Raw genomic sequence first — 19,417 nt, 5'->3', positions numbered from 1 at the left:
CCCGAGCACCAGCCGCTGCCTCGCAGCGGCTTTTGTATTTTCTGAAATAACGAAGTGGAGAGCCGCATGGTTCCCGTAATCGCCCTGGTGGGCCGACCGAACGTCGGCAAGTCCACCTTGTTCAACCGCCTGACCAGGACTCGCGACGCCATTGTCGGCGATTTGTCCGGTCTGACCCGTGATCGCCAATACGGTGAGGCCAAGTGGCAAGGGCGTACCTATATTCTGGTCGACACCGGCGGCATCTCCGGTGATGAACACGGCATGGACGAAAAAATGGCCGAGCAGTCGCTGCTCGCCATTGAAGAAGCCGATGTGGTGCTGTTCCTGGTAGACGCCAAGGCCGGTTTTACCGCCGCCGACCAGATGATCGCTGAGCATTTGCGCAAGCGTAACAAGCGTTCCTACGTGGTCGCCAACAAGGTCGACAACATCGACCCGGACATGGCTCGCGCCGAATTCGCACCGTTGGGCATGGGCCAGGCAATCCCGATCGCCGGCGCCCATGGGCGCGGCATCACCCAGATGCTGGAAATCGCCCTGGAGAGTTTCCCCAAGGACGACGAAGAAGAACCGGAAGAGGGCGAGGAAGAGGTCGTTGCCGAAGGCGAGGAAGCCAAGCGCATTCCGGGCCCGAGCGAAAAAGACGGGATCAAGATCGCCATCATCGGCCGGCCGAACGTGGGCAAGTCGACGCTGGTCAACCGCATGCTCGGTGAAGACCGGGTCATCGTCTACGACCAGCCCGGCACCACCCGCGACAGCATCTACATTCCCTTCGAGCGTAACGAAGAGAAGTACACGCTGATCGACACCGCCGGTGTGCGCAAGCGCGGCAAGATCCACGAAGAAGTAGAAAAGTTCTCCGTGGTCAAGACCCTGCAGGCGATCAAGGACGCCAACGTGGTGATCTTCGTGATGGACGCCCGCGAAGGCGTGGTCGATCACGACCTGAACCTGCTGGGCTTCGCCCTGGAAGCCGGTCGTGCGTTGGTCATCGCGATCAACAAGTGGGACGGCATGACGCCGAGCGAACGGGATTTCGTCAAGGTCGAATTGCAGCGCCGGCTGTTCTTTGTCGACTTCGCCGACATCCACTTCATCTCGGCCCTGCACGGCACGGGCGTGGGCAACCTCTACGCCTCGGTGCAGAACTCGTTCAAGTCGGCGGTGACCCGCTGGCCGACCAACCGCCTCACCCAGATCCTCGAAGATGCGGTAGGCGAGCACGCGCCACCGATGGTCAACAACCGTCGGATCAAGCTGCGCTACGCTCACTTGGGCGGTGCCAACCCGCCGATTATCGTGATCCACGGTAACCAGATCGAGAAGGTGCCCAAGTCGTACGTTCGTTACCTGGAGAACACTTACCGTCGCGTCCTGAAGCTGGTCGGCACGCCGATCCGCATCGAGTTCAAGGGCGGCGAAAACCCGTACGAAGGCAACAAGAACACGCTCACCGACCGCCAGGTCAACAAGAAGCGCCGCTTGATGTCGCACCACAAGAAGGCCGACAAGAAGCGCCGCGACAAGCGCTAACCCAGGCCTTTCCCAGGACCGCTTTTGTGGCGAGGGAGCTTGCTCCCGCTGGGCTGCGCAGCAGCCCCAAAGATGTACCTGTCACCGCAGCGCATCAGATGAAGCACAGGGGCTGCTTCGCAGCCCAGCGGGAGCAAGCTCCCTCGCCACAGAGTTTTCCTGCGATTCGGCGAAGAAAAGGGTGCCCTGCGTGGCACCCTTTTTCATGCCCGGCGATTGGGCTATCCTCGAGCTCTCCCGCGCCGCACCAGAGCCGGGTGCCGAGCAGGGACCCTTCATGATCACCAGCAAGTTGCCGGATGTCGGCATCACGATTTTCACCCAGATGTCCCAGCTCGCCGCGCAGACGGGCGCGCTGAACCTGTCCCAGGGCTTTCCCGATTTCGATGGCCCGCAGGCCCTGCGCGATGCGGTCGGCCGGCACATTGCCCAAGGCCATAACCAGTACTCGCCCATGACCGGCCTGCCGGCGCTGCGCCAGCAAATCGCGGCGAAGATCGCCCGCTGCTACGGCGCCAAGGTCGATGCCGATCAGGAAGTCACCGTGACCCCTGGCGCGACCCAGGCGATTTTCTGTGCCATTGCGGCGGTGGTCCACAGTGGCGACGAAGTGATTGTCTTCGACCCCAGCTACGACAGCTACGAGCCTGCCGTGCTATTGGCCGGTGGCCGTTGCGTGCACGTGCCATTGGGCCTGGACGACTTCGCCATTGACTTCGAGAAGCTCGGCCAAGCCCTGAGCCCGCGCACGCGCATGATCATCCTCAACTCGCCGCACAACCCCAGTGGCGCCCTGATCAGCCGCGCCGAACTGGATCAGTTGGCGACGCTGATTCGCGACCGTGACATTTACCTGGTCAGCGACGAGGTTTACGAACACTTGGTGTTCGACGGCGTCGCCCACGCCAGTGTCCTGGCCCATGAGGAGCTGTATCGACGTGCCTTTGTGATCAGTTCGTTCGGCAAGACCTATCACGTCACCGGCTGGAAAACCGGCTACGTGGTGGCGCCAGCGGCCCTGACGGCGGAGCTGCGCAAGGTGCACCAGTACGTCAGCTTCTGTGGCGTGACGCCGTTGCAGTACGCCTTGGCTGACTATATGGCCGAGCATCCGGAACACGTCGATGAACTGCCGGACTTCTACCAGGCCAAGCGCGACCTGTTCTGCGATCTGCTGGCCCCGTCGCGGTTCAGCTTCAAGCGCGTGACCGGCACTTATTTCCAGTTGGTGGACTATTCGCAGATTCGCCCGGACCTGAATGACGTCGACATGGCGGTGTGGATGACCCGCGAGCATGGCGTGGCGACGATTCCGATCTCGGTGTTCTACCAGCACCCACCACAAGGCCAGCGCCTGGTGCGCCTGTGCTTTGCCAAACGCGAGGAGACGCTGCGCGAAGCGGCGGAAAAACTATGCGTGATTTGAGTACATTACCGGACCTCGACATTGCCCTGGTCCAGACCACCCTGGCCTGGCACGACCGTCGGGCCAACCTGGAACATTTCGACGCGCTGCTCGAGCAGGCGCGCGGGGCTGACCTGATCATCCTGCCGGAGATGTTCACCACGGGGTTCTCCATGGAATCCGAGACCCTGGCGGAGCCGGAGAACGGCCCGACGCGCCAATGGCTCAAGGCCCAGGCGGCGAAGCTGGACGCGGTAGTCACCGGCAGTGTGATTATCCAGGTCGCTGACGGCAGCCATCGCAATCGCTTGCTCTGGGCGCGGCCGGATGGAGAGGTGCTGCATTACGACAAGCGCCATCTGTTTCGCATGGCGGGGGAGCACAACCACTACACGCCGGGCGAGCGACAGGTGCTGTTCGAGCTCAAGGGCTGGCGAATTCGCCCGTTGATTTGCTATGACCTGCGCTTTCCGGTCTGGAGCCGCGACGCCGAAGACACCGACCTGTTGCTGTACACCGCCAACTGGCCCGGGGCACGGCGTATGCACTGGAACCGGCTGCTGCCGGCCCGGGCGATCGAGAACCTGTGCTACGTGGCGGCGGTCAACCGCGTCGGTACCGACGGCAAGGGCTTTGCCTACACGGGTGACAGCCAGGTGCTGGATTTCCAGGGCGAGAGCTTGCTCAGCGCCGGTGAGGCGGATGGTGTGTTCAAGGTGTGCTTGAATGCAGCGGACCTGGCGGCGTATCGCACGCGGTTTCCGGCGAACCTGGATGCCGATTCGTTCGAATTCATCTGATTGAAACGATTCAGCCCTTAAGGAACGGCGTTGCGTGCCGATAACCGGTCAGCCAAGGAGAAGTCCCTATGACCAGCATCAGCGCAACCACCGTAAACCCTTATCCGTTGTCAGCCCCTAAAGTCTCCATCCGCGGGGCTGAGGAAGAGAAAGCGGTCAGTCCAGTGGCAGCGACTGACAGCAGCGAAGACAAGGACAAGAAACTGGAAGTCGACACCAGCGGCGCGAATATCGCAGGTGCGGGTGGCAGCAGCGGCAGCGGCGATGTCATTGAACAACTGAAGAAGCAGATCGAACAGACCGAGAAGTTGCTGGCCGAACAGCAGGCCCAGCTGGCTCGGGTACAAAAAAGCCGGGCTGATGAGGCGCAGAAAGCCCAGGAAACCATGGCGATTCAGACCCAGATCATGGCGACCCAAGCGACTTTGCAGACCCTGCAGGCCGCTCTGTTGCTGGCAATGACTGTCTCGATCGATACCCATGCCTGACATTTTGGTTGTCTGACAGACCGCCATCGCGAGCAAGCTCGCTCCCACAGGGGGGCAGCGCCGCTATCCAAATGTGGGAGCGAGCTTGCTCGCGATGAGGCCCTACCAGACCACACAAACCATCAGCCAAACAAAAAGGCCCCAGGGTTCACACCCCGGGGCCTTTTTATATTTCAGCCTTGGATCAAGCCGCCTTGGCTTCCGGCTGGCTCAGCGACCGGTTCAGCGCACTGAACAGCGCCTTGAAGCTCGCCGTGGTGATGTTCTCATCGATGCCCACGCCGTGCACCGCACGCTCACCGTTGACCCGCAGTTCGATGTACGCCGCCGCTTTGGCATGGGTGCCGGCGCCGATGGCGTGTTCGTTGTAGTCCATGATCTCCACCGGAATTGGCAGGCCGGCCACCAGCGCTTCCAGCGCGCCGTTGCCCTTGCCGCGCCAGTGCAGGTTGGTCTCGCCCTGGCCCTTGCTCGCCACTTCCACTTCCACGGCGCTGTTGCCGTTTTCTTCTTGCAGGCGATGGCTGACCAGCGCGTACGGGGTGTTGGCTTGCAGGTATTCACGCTGCAGCAGGGCGTGGATCTGCTGGGCAGTCATTTCCAGGCCCAGGCGATCGGTTTCGCGCTGTACCACCTGGCTGAACTCGATCTGCATGCGACGCGGCAGGCTGATGCCGTATTCCTGTTCCAGCAGGTAGGCGATACCGCCCTTGCCCGACTGGCTGTTGACGCGAATCACCGCCTCGTAGCTGCGGCCGATGTCGGCCGGGTCGATCGGCAGGTACGGCACTTCCCACAGGCCGTCCGATTTCTGCTGGGCGAAGCCCTTGCGGATGGCGTCCTGGTGCGAGCCGGAGAACGCGGTGTGGACCAGGTCGCCAACGTACGGATGACGCGGGTGCACCGGGATCTGGTTGCATTCCTCGACCACTTTTCGCACGCCGTCGATGTCGGAGAAGTCCAGCAGAGGATTGATGCCCTGGGTGTAGAGGTTCAGCGCCACGGTCACCAGGTCGACGTTACCGGTGCGTTCGCCGTTGCCGAACAGGCAGCCTTCGACACGGTCGGCGCCAGCCATCAGGCCCAGCTCGGTAGCGGCCACGCCGGTGCCACGGTCGTTGTGGGTGTGCAGGCTGATGAGCACGCTGTCACGACGGGTGATGTTGCGGTGGAACCACTCGATCTGGTCGGCGTAGATGTTCGGGGTGGCGACTTCCACGGTAGCGGGCAGGTTGAGGATCACCTTGCGCTCTGGCGTCGGGTTCCAGACTTCGATCACCGCGTCACAGACTTCCTTGGCGAACTCCAGCTCAGTGGCGCTGAAAGTCTCTGGCGAATACTCGAACTGCCACTGGGTTTCCGGCTGCAGCGCGGCGTATTTGACGAACAGCTTGGCCGCGTTCACCGCGATTTCCTTCACGCCTTCCTTGTCCTGGTTGAACACGATGCGGCGGAACGACGGGCAGGTGGCGTTGTACAGGTGGACGATGGCTTTTTTCGCGCCACGCAGGGACTCGAACGTGCGTGCGATGAGGTCTTCACGGGCCTGGGTCAGCACCTGAATGGTGGTGTCATCCGGGATGTGGCCTTCTTCGATGAGGGTGCGCACGAAGTCGAAGTCGGTCTGGGAAGCGGCCGGGAACGAAGCTTCGATTTCTTTCACGCCCACCGCGACGAGGGTTTTCCAGAAGCGCAGCTTCTTGACCGCGTCCATCGGCTCGATCAGCGACTGGTTGCCGTCGCGCAGGTCGGAGCTGCACCAGATCGGCGCGGCGGTGATGGTCTTCGATGGCCAGGTGCGGTCCGGCAGGTTGATGGTCGGGAAAGCACGGTATTTGGAAGACGGGTCTTTGAGCATGCTCATGGGGAAATCCTTATTGTCGTGGCCGGAAAAAGGCGGCCTGCCGGTGGTTCGATGGGGGTGGCTTCACAGCCGGGACGAGGTGCCGCGATTCAGCCCGGCAGTCGTGCGCTGACGAGGCACAGGCTGCGGTGCTGGCGAAGCTGAATGAGGGTGTGAGAGGTTTTCATGCCTTCAACCCTAACCGCGTGAGGAACGGATCGCAAGCAGTCGGAAAAAATTGAGATAAGTTCTGCTTTTAGACGGGTTTGCGAGATTTAATCGCGCATGTTCCAGATATGAATGTCAGAAATTGCGTCGATGTTTTGAGCTTGGCAATTCTAAGGAGGGGGTGATGCGGCTGCCGTCATCGCGAGCAAGCTCGCTCCCACAGGAGATCTATGTCGCACTGAAGATCAAATGTGGGAGCGAGCTTGCTCGCGATGAGGCCAGTAGCCCCACCATCCCTTTCAGGGTTGGAAAGCTCCGATAAAAATCGCCGGATCCACCCGCGCATCGTTCAGGCTGATGTTCCAGTGCATGTGCGGCCCGGTCGCCCGGCCGGTGGCGCCGACCTTGCCCACCACGGTGCCTCGGGCCAATTGCTGGCCGACCTTCACGTCGATCTTCGACATGTGGCAGAACATGCTGATGAAGCCCTGCCCGTGATCGACGAACACAGTGTTGCCATTGAAGAAGTAATTGCCGGTGAGGATCACCTTGCCGGCGGCCGGGGTCTTGATCGGCGTGCCGGCGGGTACGGCGAAGTCCAGGCCGGCGTGGGGGTTGCGTTCTTCGCCGTTGAAGAAACGGCGTACGCCGAACTTGCTCGACAGCGGGCCGTTGACCGGTTTGTCCAGCAACAGGTTGCTGGGGAGGTTCGGGCTGAAACTGCGGTAGGCCTTCAGTTGCACCGCCAGCTCGGCATCGATGCGCTTGAGGTCCGCTGGGTTCGGGTTGACCTGGCGCTTATTCTTCAGGGTGATGTGTTGCTCGGGGTACTTCTTGTAGCCGACCACGAACGGTTGGGTGCTGCCGCCACTGCTGATTTGTTGCGTGCCGGGCTGGACTGTCAGCGGAATGCCAACAATCGCCAGCCAGTTGTCCTGTTCCTTGACCACCAACACTGGCTTTCCCTGGTAACTGGCTTTCGGTGCCTTGGCGGCGCTGCCCAGGTCCACCACGGCCACGCCGCCGGGCACCGGTTTGTTCAGCAGGCGGGTGATGTAACTGTCGGCGTGGGCGTTGAAGGTCAGGCACAGCAAGAGCAAGGGGGCGAGATATCGCGGCATGAATCAATCCAGTAAAGAAAGGGTGACCGGCGTCAGGTGATTGTCTTCGACCCGTACCAGCAGTTCGCCTTCGCCGAGCTTGGCGGTCAGGCGCTGGCCGGTCTGGGTTTGCCCGGCACTGCGGATCGCATGGCCGCGCTCGTCGAGCAAAATGCTGTAGCCCCGGCCGAGGGTCGCCAGGGGGCTGACGATGTGCAGCGTCTGCATCTGGTTGTGCAATTGCACGCGGCGGGTTTTCAGGCCTTCGCGCATGGCCCGGGGCAGGCGTTCGGCCAGGCTGTCCAGGCGCTGGCGCAGCAAGGCCAATTGCCGGCCCGGGTGCTGCCCGGCCAGGCGGGTTTCCAGGCGGATCAGGCGTTCGCGGCGGGTGTTGAGGCTGCGCTCGAAGGCCCGGCGCATGCGCATGTCCAGGTCGTCGAGGCGCTGGGCTTGCTGGCGCAGGCGTTCGCCGGGGTGGCGCAGGCGTCGGGTGAGGCCTTCGAGGCGCAGTTGATCGCGCATCAGCCGGTCACGCATGCGCATCACCAGCCGGCGATGCAGGCTTTCGACCCGACGCACCAGGTCGCCGGCATCCGGGGCCAGCAGTTCGGCGGCGGCGGACGGGGTCGGGGCGCGTACGTCGGCGACGAAATCGCTGATGGACACGTCGGTTTCATGGCCCACGGCGCTGACGATCGGCGTGACGCAGGCATCCACCGCCCGGGCCACGGCTTCTTCGTTGAAGCACCACAAGTCTTCCAGCGAACCGCCGCCCCGGGCCAGGATCAACGCATCGAAACCACGGGCGTCGGCCAGCTTCAGGGCGCGGACGATTTGCGCGGTGGCTTCGCGGCCTTGCACGGCGGTGGGGATCAGGGTCAGGGCAATCTGCGGCGCGCGGCGGCGGAACACGCTGATGATGTCGCGGATCACCGCGCCCGTGGGTGAACTGATGATGCCGATGCGTTGCGGATGGGCCGGCAACGGCACCTTGCGTTCGGCGCTGAACAGGCCCTCGGCGCTGAGCTTTTCCTTCAAGGCATCGAAGGCCAGGCGCAGGGCGCCATCGCCGGCCGGCTCGACGGTGTCGAGGATCAGTTGATAGTCGCCACGGCCTTCGAACAGCGAGACCTTGCCGCGCACTTTCACCGCCAGCCCGTCCTTCAAGGCCTGGCGCACCCGCGCGGCATTTTGCCGGAACAGCGCGCAACGCACCTGGGCGCCACTGTCCTTGAGGGTGAAATACACATGGCCGGAGGCCGGACGGGCGAGGTTGGAGATTTCGCCCTCGACCCAGATGTTGCTGAACACGTCTTCAAGCAACACCCGCGCACGGCCGTTGAGCTGGCTGACAGTCAGGACCTCGCGGTCCAGGCCCAGTCGGGCAAAGGGATCTTTAATCATGGGCGGCATGATAAGGGGATTCGCCGATGGTGTGCAGACAATTAGACCGGGTTGCCTGCATCGCGAGCAAGCTCGCCCCACAGGAGATCTATGTCGCACTGAAGATCAAATGTGGGAGCGAGCTTGCTCGCGATAGCGATAGGTCTATCACCACAAATGCTGGAAGTACCCCCCCCATCTGGCTAAAGTCGCCGCTTTCGCCATCAAGGAAGTGCCGGATGAATCTTCTCCCATGGTTGGGCCAATGGGCATTTGCCCCCACGCAATGGCTGGTGATTGGCTCGGCCATTGCCCTGGCCTACATCGTCTTCGGCATTGCCGGGTTCGGCACGGCGCTGGTGGCCGCGCCCATCCTGCTGCTGTTCATGCCCCTGTCGAAAATCGTCCCGCTGCTGGTCTTGCTTGATTTTGTCGCGGCCTTCGGCAACTTGCTGCCGTCGCGTCGGGACGTGTCCCGGCCGGAGCTGCTGCGGTTGTTGCCGTGCATGGCGCTGGGCTGCACCCTCGGGGTGATTTTCCTGCTCAACCTCAAGTCCGATTTGTTGTTGCTGTTGATGGGGGTGTTCATCAGTTGCTATGCGATCTACAGCTTGCTGATCAAGACCAGGCCGACACAGTTGTCGTCGCTGTGGGCGGTTCCGATGGGCACGGTGGGCGGGATGTTCGGCGCGTTGTTTGGCAGTGGCGGCTTTTTATATGCCATCTACCTGAACAGTCGCTTGCCCAAGGACCCGGCCCGCGCCACGCAAAGTGCTCTGATCAGTTGCAGCACCGTGGTGCGCCTGAGCCTGTTTATCGTGGCCGGGGTGTATGCCGAGCTACCCTTGTTGGTACTGGCGCTGTGTTTGTTGCCGGCCATGGCGCTGGGGTTGTGGGTAGGGCGTCGCTTGACCATGAAGATGTCGCGAGAGGCGTTCGTGCGGCTGGTTACCTGGCTGGTGCTTGCCAGCGGCCTCGCGTTGATCGGGCGCTACCTGAGTGCTTGACCTGGCCCCGCCAGGGATTAAGCTGCCGGCCTTTGATCAAACCCTGCCAGGGAAACAGCCAGGCCTCGCCATGAACTCGCAAAGCATCATCGTTCCGAAAATTTCCACCCTGCCGGTCCACGAGCCTCGGGCCCGGGCGATCGTACGCTGGCTGGTGCGCAAGAATATCGTCGAAGAACAACTGACCACCTGCGGGCGCACCGGCAATCGCATGGCCCACGCCATCGCCCCAGGTGCTCGCGAGGTGGTCCTGCACCCTGAAGCCTTGCCGTTCGGTGAAGCAGTCAATGGCCTGGAGATCATCACCAAGCGCTGCATCTATACACCGGCCAAGGGCTTTCTCGAGGAAGCCGGTTGCGCCGAGTGCCGCAAGGAAGTCGGCGAAGCGCTGTTCGAAAGCCTGGAAGACTGGATGCCGGCGCGCAGCGACAACTTCACTTGCCCCGAATGCGGTCATGAAGACGACATCAACGGCTTCCTGTTCCTGCAGCCCTGCGGCTTTTCCAACCTGGGGTTCATCTTCAACAATTGGCTGGAGGCGGGGTTCAAGCAGGATTTTCTCGACGAATTCGCCGATTGGCTCGATCAGCCGGTGAGTTGGGTGAAGGTGGAGTTGTAGAGAGAAACACCCACTGTAGAGATGAAACACCACCCCTGTGGCGAGGGAGCTTGCTCCCGCTCGGTTGCGCAGCAACCGCCAAAAAGCCGGGGCCGCTTCGCAGCCCAGCGGGAGCAAGCTCCCTCGCCACAGGGGCCAGCCTGTCCCAGCTCCAAACAGGTTCTGAGCTTGGATGGGCGTGCAGTGATTTAGCCCGTCAATCACCCCGGCAATAATAGACAGAGTTTTACATTGAGCCAGACGGGGTCCATGAGTATAATGGCGCGCTTCCATTTTCCCGCTCGGGAGCCCCCGCGATGCTGCGTATCAGCCAAGAAGCTCTGACCTTCGACGACATTCTCCTAGTGCCCGGTTATTCCGAAGTACTGCCTAACGAAGTCAGTCTCAAAACCCGTCTCACCCGTGGCATCGAACTGAATATCCCCCTGGTTTCCGCCGCCATGGACACCGTGACCGAAGCCCGTCTGGCCATTGCCATGGCCCAGGAAGGCGGTATCGGGATCATCCACAAGAACATGACTATCGAACAGCAGGCCGCCGAAGTGCGCAAGGTCAAGCGGTTCGAGGCTGGCGTGGTCAAGGATCCGATCACCATCGAGGCTGACGCCACGGTCCGGGATCTGTTCGAACTGACCCGCATGCACAACATCTCCGGCGTTCCGGTGCTGCACGATGGCGACCTGGTCGGCATCGTCACCTCCCGCGACGTACGTTTCGAGAACCGCCTGGATGCCACCGTCCGCCAAGTGATGACGCCTAAAGAGCGCCTGGTCACGGTCAAGGAAGGCACCGACAAGGACGAAGTCCGCGAGTTGCTGCACAAGCACCGCATCGAGCGCGTGCTGATCGTCGATGACAAATTCGCCCTCAAGGGCATGATGACCGTCAACGACATCGAAAAAGCCAAGGCCTACCCGCTGGCCAGCAAGGACGATCAAGGTCGTCTGCGCGTCGGCGCTGCGGTCGGCACCGGCAAGGACACCGGTGACCGTGTCGCCGCCCTGGTCAATGCCGGCGTAGACGTGGTGGTGGTCGACACCGCCCACGGCCACTCCAAAGGCGTGATCGACCGCGTTCGCTGGGTCAAGCAGAACTTCCCTGACGTGCAGGTCATCGGCGGCAACATCGCCACTGGCGCTGCCGCCAAGGCCTTGGCCGAAGCCGGCGCCGATGCGGTCAAGGTCGGTATCGGCCCTGGCTCGATCTGCACCACCCGTATCGTCGCCGGTGTCGGCGTGCCGCAGATCAGCGCCATCGCCAACGTCGCCGCCGCCCTTGAGGGCACGGGCGTGCCCTTGATCGCCGACGGCGGTATCCGCTTCTCCGGTGACCTGTCCAAGGCCATCGTCGCCGGTGCCTACTGCGTGATGATGGGTTCGATGTTCGCCGGTACCGAAGAAGCACCGGGCGAGATCGAGCTGTTCCAGGGCCGTAGCTACAAGGCTTATCGCGGCATGGGTTCGCTGGGCGCCATGTCCCAGGCCCAGGGCTCTTCCGACCGTTACTTCCAGGACTCCTCCGCGGGTGCCGAGAAGCTGGTGCCGGAAGGCATCGAAGGTCGCGTGCCGTACAAAGGCACCCTGAGCGCCATCATCCATCAACTGATGGGCGGCCTGCGTTCTTCCATGGGCTACACCGGCAGCGCCAACATCGAAGAGATGCGCACCAAGCCGGAATTCGTGCGTATCACCGGCGCTGGCATGGCCGAGTCCCATGTCCACGACGTGCAGATCACCAAGGAAGCGCCGAACTACCGCGTAGGTTAAGGCTTCCAGCAAAACGTTAATCACCGGGGCTGTTCATTCAGCCCCGAGTTGTTTCTGATTCACTACATGAGAATGAGTCATGGCCCTCGACATTCACGCTCACCGCATCCTGATCCTCGACTTCGGTTCCCAGTACACCCAGCTGATCGCCCGCCGCGTGCGTGAAATCGGCGTGTACTGCGAATTGCATCCGTTCGACATGGATGATGAAGCGATTCGCGAATTCGCGCCTAAAGGCGTCATCCTCGCCGGCGGCCCCGAGTCCGTGCACGAAGCCGACAGCCCGCGCTGCCCGCAAGCCGTATTCGACCTGGGCGTGCCCGTCTTCGGTATCTGCTACGGCATGCAGACCATGGCTGAACAGCTGGGCGGCAAGGTCGAAGGTTCGGACCTGCGTGAGTTCGGTTATGCCCGCGTTGACGTCGTCGGCAAGAGCCGCTTGTTGGACGGTATCGAAGACCATATCGACGCCGACGGCCTGTTCGGCCTCGACGTGTGGATGAGCCACGGTGACAAGGTCACCAAGATGCCGGAAGACTTCCACATCCTGGCCAGCACCCCGAGCTGCCCGATTGCCGGCATGTTCAACGATGATCGCCGTTACTACGGCGTGCAATTCCACCCTGAAGTGACCCACACCAAGCAGGGCGGCCGCATCCTGTCGCGTTTCATCCTCGACATCTGCGAATGTGAAGCCCTGTGGACCCCGTCGAAAATCGCTGAAGACGCCATCGCCCAGGTGCGCGCCCAGGTCGGCACCGACAACGTGCTGCTGGGCCTGTCCGGCGGCGTGGACTCCTCGGTGGTTGCCGCGCTGCTGCACAAGGCCATTGGCGACCAACTGACCTGCGTCTTCGTCGACAACGGCCTGCTGCGCCTGCACGAAGGCGAGCAAGTGATGGCCATGTTCGCCGAGAACATGGGCGTCAAGGTGATCCGCGCCAACGCCGAAGAGCAGTTCCTGAACAACCTGGCCGGCGAGTCCGACCCGGAGAAGAAGCGCAAGATCATCGGCCGTACCTTCATCGACGTGTTCGATGCCGAGTCCTGCAAGCTGGACAACATCAAGTACCTGGCCCAGGGCACCATCTACCCTGACGTGATCGAGTCGGCCGGCGCCAAGAGCGGCAAGGCCCACGTGATCAAGTCCCACCACAACGTCGGTGGCCTGCCGGAAGAGATGAACCTCAAGCTGGTCGAGCCGCTGCGCGAACTGTTCAAGGACGAAGTGCGTCGCCTGGGCCTTGAGCTGGGCCTGCCGTACGACATGGTCTACCGCCACCCATTCCCAGGCCCGGGCCTGGGCGTGCGGATTCTCGGTGAAGTGAAGAAGGAATACGCCGACCTGCTGCGCCGCGCCGACCACATCTTCATCGAAGAACTGCGCAAGGCCGACTGGTACCACAAGGTCAGCCAGGCGTTCGTGGTGTTCCAGCCAGTGAAATCGGTGGGCGTGGTCGGCGATGGCCGTCGTTACGCCTGGGTCGTGGCCCTGCGTGCCGTGGAAACCATCGACTTCATGACCGCGCGCTGGGCACACCTGCCGTACGAACTGCTGGAAACTGTTTCCGGGCGCATCATCAATGAAATCGAAGGTATCTCGCGCGTGACGTATGACGTGTCGAGCAAGCCGCCGGCGACGATTGAGTGGGAGTGATGGGGCGTCCGGCGCTGATCGGTAGCCGCTAGCAAAAAAACCTGAAGCCCGCTTAATTGCGGGCTTCTGGCGTTTTGGGGCTGGCACTTTCTGGCAGATTTGGTGCATCGCCATGCACTGTATTTATGTGGCATGGTACGGGCATTGACTGAGCCAAATGCCTTGCTAGGTGCTCGATACCATGTTGCCTTAGCAGAGCTGGTTATTTGGTTACAACAGCTAACCCTCGCGTTTGGAGCGCACGACCAGACCCTGCACGCCTGGTGTCGGTCAATCATCGCATCTAGTTTTCCCTGCGATGCTGATTCCATACTTGAGGATCTGATTGCTTAGCAACCGCATAGCGGGTCTGCTAACAGCAGATGAAGAGGAGCGAAATTTGCGATGGACGATACTGCAGCATGAGTTACGACTTCAGAAATCTTTCATCAGCGGACTTTGAGGATCTTGTCCGGGACCTCATCGGAAAAGAAGAGGGACTTCGCTTCGAGGCATTCTGTGCAGGGCCAGATGGTGGCATTGACGGTCGACACGCGCAGGCCAGCGGTAACGTCATCCTTCAGGCGAAACATTACGAAGGTTCGCCGTTCAGCAAGCTGACGGCAGCCATGACGCGTGAGCGCTTATCAATCGATAAGCTGGCTCCCACCCGATATATTCTTGCGACCTCTTGTAAGCTCACCCCGCTCGGCAAGGGCAAGCTCGCCCCGCTCATAGGGCCAAGCCTGAAGTCTGAGGCGGATATTTTTGGTCCGGAGGACATCAACGCTCTTCTCCGGAAGTATCCAGACATCCTCAAGTCGCACATCAAACTGTGGCTCTCGGGCGTGGGTGTTTTGGAGCGGGTCGTACGTGCGGCTGCTCATACCTTTGCAGCGTTCACGCAGGAAGACATTGAACAGAAGGTTCGCGTGTACGCATCAAACCCCAGCTTCGACGAATCACTAGCTTCGCTAGAGAAGCATAGGCTTCTCATCATCTCCGGTCCGCCGGGCGTAGGCAAAACGACACTGGCCGAGATGCTCTGCTACACCTTCCTGAGTGAGCAGTGGGAGCTCGTTCCCATCCGCAGTCTGGAGGACGGCTTCGCTGCCATTGCCGATAGCAAAAAGCAGGTATTCCTCTTCGACGACTTCCTGGGAAAGGTTGCCCTCGACCGACAAGCTCTGGCGCACAAGGATTCTGATCTAGCGCGGTTCATGAGCCGCGTACGGCGCTCACCGAACGCCCGTTTTATCCTGACGACGAGGGGGTACATATTTGAGGAGGCCCGGAGAGTCTCCGAGCATCTTGGCGATCAGCGCCTCGATGTGACGAAATACGTGCTCGATGTAGGCATTTATACCCGCCGCATCAAGGCGCGGATTCTCTACAATCATCTTCTCGTATTAGAGACACCGCAGGCGCACATCCGGGCGCTATTGGAAAGCAATAAGCTCGCGGAAATTGTTGATCACAAGAACTATAACCCACGTGTCATCGAGGCCATGACCGATGCATTTCGCATCGGTGATATCGAGCCCGCCAACTATCCCGCAGTTTTTATCGGCGCCCTGAACAACCCTAGCCAGATTTGGGACACCGCTTTCCGGACGCACATCGATCATCGGTGCAGACACCTCTTGATGGCGATGTTTTTCCTCGCGGAATACGGGGTTGACCTCGCCACCCTTCGCTCATCTTTCGAGACCCTGCATATCGCGATGAGCACGGCCTACGGTCTGGCACATGGGCCTAAGGATTTCGAAGAAGCCCTTCGCATTCTGGAAGGTAGCTTTGTCAATATCGTCAACATCAGCGGGCCAATCGTCTCTTTTCTCAACCCCTCACTCAAGGACTATCTCTCAACCTACCTGCTAGACACGGACCTCCTTATTCGCCTGGTTCCCACGTCAGTCTCCATCGATTGGCTGTCGAGGCTGTGGGACTTCGTGCATCCGAACGGGCTCAGCGAAGCCGATCAAACGAAGATCGCCAGAGCCTGCGTTGGTATGCTGGAGATGATCGAAACACGTCCGCACTGGCGTCCGCGAGCTGGTAATGTCCGCTCGCTGGAATACAATGACGCCGCGAACTCCAAGCGGCTCCGAATGCTAATGGATTGGTGGCAGCTCACGAACGAACGGCTGTTTGCCGACAGCATAATGGCGATTGCCCGTAATCCACAGCAGGGCTTCGGTGCATGGTCGGATGGGGAGACTCTGATCGCCTTCTTTTGCCGGCTAGGCGACAGAGGCTACGGCCGGCCGTTCATTTACGAAGCCGAACTCCTAGAGCTCCTCGAAAAGGCGCTCACGGACACGATACGTTGGAGTTCATGTGACATGCTCTCCACGCTTGTCGATGCGGTGGACGCAGCGAAGGGGCTACCCACCAGTATTATCAATGCCTTACAGGCAGCTGTGCTCGACGATTTCAAGGAGAACACCAGCCGCATTCGCGAAGATGATAGCGAGTCTTCTCTGTCGGACCGGATCGATGCCCTGAAAAAGTTCGCGCCGCGTTTCGGTGTGCCGGACGCTGTGTTGTATAGAGCCGTCTCAGCCATCGAGGATCGCTTAGGCGAGATTGAGGGCCGGAGCAGTGGAGCCTCCTCTCCGAGTTTTCCGTCGTCGAACAAGAGTGACCGGGAGACGTTTGACGATATAGCTCTTCGAGACCTTTTCACTCCTCTGCTTGATCGCTAGGCTAGGTTCAACACTCGCATCAGTACTTCTAACTGAGTACCAAGGATGGGTAAGGCACAAGCATCGCATCGCTACCGTCCAGCCCGTAGATCGAGGTGATCAAGCTCTTCTAAAGTTTGAACCACTGACTCCACAAGCTCTCCATCAAAATCATCGCGGTCAGCTTCTTCGTGCGTCCCTTTGTTTAGGTACGTCCACACTAGGTTATTGGCTGGGATTCCCAAAATGCGATCATAGGCAGTCAATAGGGGGACCTTGTTGGCATGGTTGAAGGTTTGTGCATCCCGTAACTTCTTGACCAGTGCTTCACAAAGGTTTCTCAACCCGGGCTCGGCACCAACCCCGGCGAGCATGAGATTTAGGACTCCCTGGTCGTGACTGCCGAGCCAACGCCATACCTTCTCAGACAGCATTTCTAAGGCTTGGCGTGACGCTGCTAAGGCATCTCTATCATTCAGGGCCTCTCTTGCGGCCCTAGCTTTCGCGATGTAGTTTGCGTTAGGTACGTTGCCGGTCACTCTGGGTTGATAGTTGCCATCATGATGGCGTAACAGATAGACCTGGCAACCATTGCGTCTCTGGACGGGGAGGTGTTGCTGGATGTCCTTGATGAATTCGTTGCTGTGACAGGTGACGATTAATTGGGTTTGAGCAAAGTGGTCACTTTCAAAGATTGTTTCTCGGATACCGCCTCGATGGTCGTGGTCAATTGCATTAATGGCATCGTCGAAGACGATGACAGGGCATTCTATGCTTTTCGCCTTAGCCATGAGGATTGCCAACCCGAGGCAGCGAATATGGCCTTCGCTAAGTATATGAAGTGCATCGACCCGAGCGTCCGGATTACCTTGGAAGCAGATCTCAATCTTCCCTTCACCACCAACTGGAAGGTGCAGTGCGAATAATTTGTCCTCATCCCGATCGTTGCGATTGAATGCGTTGTAAAGATCCTTGGCTGCGTCGTTGAGTCCCGCTATCAACTGCCCCGGGAGCTGATCCCTGTAGGACCTTAGTTCTACAAGAAATCGGTCATAGGTCCCCTTAAATGGGGTATCCCGCTCTATGTCGAGCTTCTCTTGGTTCGCTTGGGCGATTAGCTCAGCATTTGTTTCGTCGAATGCATTGATACGGCTATTCGCGGCCTCAACGTTCTCTTGCAGTTGCTGTCTCTTAAGATCCTGGGCCTGAACCTTGAGCTGGAATTCGTTGAGTCGTCGACGCTCCGTAATGTGCGGCTGGCGATCCCGCTGAGCGCGCAACGATGCATCGTCTTGTGCTGCCATGCGATCCACCACAGACAGGATTTCATCAAGGGACGGTAGTGCATCTTGAGTGACCACCGTTTGGGGGTAGATGCTTGACCACCAACAGCCAACCGGTTCTTCTGGGAGCTGGCCAATCCACTGGAAAATGGTCGTATTTTCTCCGGGGTGAGCTCCGATGAAAGCTGCGATGGGACTGAACATCTGACGCAACTCACGTGATGCTTGCCCAAGTGTGGTCTGCGTAACCCGTTGCTGCTCCTGTAGAACACCAAGCTCTTCAAGCTGTTTAAGCCCTTCGGCTGCCCTTAGATATGGATCTGCTGCTACGTGAGTCTGACCTTTGAATGGGGTGTCACACGCCGGGCACCGGTCTCCCACAACTTCTTGTAGTGCCAGGACTGAGTCATACAGCGCCTTAAAAGAGACTTGGTCGCTTCTGGCCCGAAGAGCATCAACGATGTCTTTGAGTTCCTCATCACATTTGTGCGTTTTCTCAAAAGCATCAAGAAGGCCCTGGCGCGTTACGCCGAGCACATTAAGCGGTACCGCTTCCAAAATTGCTTCGAGTTCTTGAAGACGACCCGGAGTTTCGGCGGTACCGATAAGCTCTTTAAGCATGTCATATGTGATCTCGGCGTCGTACTCCTTCGCTAGGGCTGCCTCTTCTTCCGCCAGTGCTTGCTGGGATGCCGCTTCATTTTCAACGGTCGTCCTATCTGCTGCCAACGCATTTCGGCGAGCAGTCAATGTGGACTGTCGTTCGCCGAGAAGGATAAGCTGCCCATCGATGCTCTCATTGAAATGACCCACGAACTCATTGAACTGATCCATGCCGAAGAGGGTGGCAATGAGCTCAGCTCGCTGGGCATTGGGGCGTGCGGCGATTCTGGAAAACGCGTCGATCCGGTTCTTTTCTACGAAGCAGAAACGATAGGTGTCAGCGTTGGCAACGACATCTACTTCTCGCCCTTGCTGATCGGTCGCTTTCAGTATTGGTGCGTTGAATCGCCCATCATGGACATTGGCGAGATAAGTGCGGGCTGCAATGCGCTTGCTTCCCGCCTCTTCGACATCTCCCAAGAGCGCGTACTCCAGTCCTTCGCACAGACTGGTTTTTCCGCTACCGTTGGGGCCGTAGAAAAGAATGATTTGCTTGGCGAGGTCGAATGGCTCGGGTGCTCGAAAGCCTCGAAACGGACCAAGTGTCAGATGTCGAAGTTTCGCCCAAGGCCATATCCCGAGATCAGCCTGAGCAGCTGCGACCGGAGCAATGTTTGCGGTACCCTCGAGTTCTCGTCGAATTAGTTCAACTAGATATATGGATCGCTGACTTCGTTGACGCGACGTCCCAGCCAATTCATCAAATTTCGACAAAACCAAGGCAGCTAGACGACGGACATCCGAAGGGATGTCTTTTTCAGGTTGATAAAGCCATCCCACAAAACGCTCAAAATCCTGCCTGGCCGATGCCATATCCTTTCCTTTGGTGGCGCCCCGTTGCGTCCAGCTTAGCGTAATATCATCTTGATGGCGTTTTCATTTGCTACGTATAAAATCAAGCATCAGTCAAAGGTTTCATCAGATCTTCAGCCGTAGTGACATGCCGTGATGGCGTTGGGAGGGCTTTCCTTTGAGACGCTGCCGAGCGCGGCCGTTTGAAAGAAGAGGGAGGTTGTCATTTGACAACTTT

General features: G+C 59.7%; 13 protein-coding genes. 9 read left to right on the top strand and 4 right to left on the bottom strand.

All coding sequences use genetic code 11. The features are described 5' to 3' along the window. Positions 1-66 precede the first annotated feature (66 nt). From der to LQ215_RS18830, 4 genes are all read left to right on the top strand, one after another. On the top strand, positions 67-1,539 hold the full coding sequence (der, locus tag LQ215_RS18845) for a ribosome biogenesis GTPase Der (protein WP_230152042.1): 1,473 nt from the start codon (positions 67-69) through the stop codon (positions 1,537-1,539). A gap of 277 nt (positions 1,540-1,816) precedes the next feature. Next, entirely contained in the window at positions 1,817-2,965 is a 1,149-nt protein-coding gene (locus tag LQ215_RS18840; RefSeq protein WP_230152041.1) for a pyridoxal phosphate-dependent aminotransferase, read from the top strand. Beyond that, positions 2,953-3,744 (top strand): amidohydrolase, encoded by a 792-nt coding sequence (locus LQ215_RS18835; RefSeq protein WP_230152039.1) that lies wholly within the window; start codon positions 2,953-2,955, stop codon positions 3,742-3,744. The genes LQ215_RS18840 and LQ215_RS18835 overlap by 13 nt, the downstream gene beginning before the upstream one ends. Before the next feature lie 68 nt (positions 3,745-3,812). Then, positions 3,813-4,232 carry a hypothetical protein gene (locus tag LQ215_RS18830; protein ID WP_230152037.1) on the top strand — a complete coding sequence of 140 codons (420 nt, stop codon included), beginning with the start codon at positions 3,813-3,815 and terminating at the stop codon, positions 4,230-4,232. 184 nt (positions 4,233-4,416) lie between these two features. Here the strand turns inward: LQ215_RS18830 and leuA are convergent, their stop codons facing one another. The 3 genes from leuA to xseA all read right to left on the bottom strand — a co-directional run bounded on the left by leuA (position 4,417) and on the right by xseA (position 8,747). Beyond that, positions 4,417-6,096, bottom strand: a complete 1,680-nt coding sequence (gene leuA, locus LQ215_RS18825) for a 2-isopropylmalate synthase (RefSeq protein ID WP_230152035.1) — start codon at positions 6,094-6,096, stop codon at positions 4,417-4,419. A gap of 446 nt (positions 6,097-6,542) precedes the next feature. Further along, positions 6,543-7,364 (bottom strand): peptidoglycan DD-metalloendopeptidase family protein, encoded by an 822-nt coding sequence (locus LQ215_RS18820; protein WP_230152034.1) that lies wholly within the window; start codon positions 7,362-7,364, stop codon positions 6,543-6,545. A 3-nt stretch (positions 7,365-7,367) separates the two neighbouring features. Further along, positions 7,368-8,747, bottom strand: a complete 1,380-nt coding sequence (gene xseA, locus LQ215_RS18815; protein ID WP_230152033.1) for an exodeoxyribonuclease VII large subunit — start codon at positions 8,745-8,747, stop codon at positions 7,368-7,370. A 218-nt stretch (positions 8,748-8,965) separates the two neighbouring features. Here xseA and LQ215_RS18810 point away from each other — a divergent pair, with 218 nt between their 5' ends. From LQ215_RS18810 to LQ215_RS18790, 5 genes are all read left to right on the top strand, one after another. Continuing rightward, positions 8,966-9,733 carry a sulfite exporter TauE/SafE family protein gene (locus LQ215_RS18810; RefSeq protein ID WP_230152032.1) on the top strand — a complete coding sequence of 256 codons (768 nt, stop codon included), beginning with the start codon at positions 8,966-8,968 and terminating at the stop codon, positions 9,731-9,733. Between the two features lie 70 nt (positions 9,734-9,803). Next, complete coding sequence (locus LQ215_RS18805; RefSeq protein ID WP_230152031.1) at positions 9,804-10,352, top strand: sugar ABC transporter ATPase; 549 nt, start codon at positions 9,804-9,806, stop codon at positions 10,350-10,352. A 296-nt stretch (positions 10,353-10,648) separates the two neighbouring features. Next, a complete protein-coding gene (guaB, locus tag LQ215_RS18800; RefSeq protein ID WP_230152030.1) occupies positions 10,649-12,118 on the top strand; it encodes an IMP dehydrogenase in 1,470 nt (489 codons plus the stop codon). 79 nt (positions 12,119-12,197) lie between these two features. Next, the gene (gene guaA, locus LQ215_RS18795; protein WP_047227488.1) at positions 12,198-13,775 is read left to right on the top strand and encodes a glutamine-hydrolyzing GMP synthase; all 1,578 of its coding nucleotides are present in this window, start codon (positions 12,198-12,200) and stop codon (positions 13,773-13,775) included. A gap of 401 nt (positions 13,776-14,176) precedes the next feature. Further along, on the top strand, positions 14,177-16,462 hold the full coding sequence (locus tag LQ215_RS18790; RefSeq protein WP_230152029.1) for a restriction endonuclease: 2,286 nt from the start codon (positions 14,177-14,179) through the stop codon (positions 16,460-16,462). Between the two features lie 71 nt (positions 16,463-16,533). Here the strand turns inward: LQ215_RS18790 and LQ215_RS18785 are convergent, their stop codons facing one another. Next, positions 16,534-19,200 carry an AAA family ATPase gene (locus LQ215_RS18785; protein WP_230152028.1) on the bottom strand — a complete coding sequence of 889 codons (2,667 nt, stop codon included), beginning with the start codon at positions 19,198-19,200 and terminating at the stop codon, positions 16,534-16,536. Positions 19,201-19,417: the final 217 nt, after the last annotated feature.

This window comes from Pseudomonas brassicacearum (genome assembly GCF_918698105.1).
Taxonomy (GTDB): Bacteria; Pseudomonadota; Gammaproteobacteria; order Pseudomonadales; family Pseudomonadaceae; genus Aquipseudomonas; species Aquipseudomonas brassicacearum_F.
The sequence above is the reverse complement of the archived record's forward strand: the minus strand, read 5'-3'. Positions and strand labels throughout refer to the sequence as shown.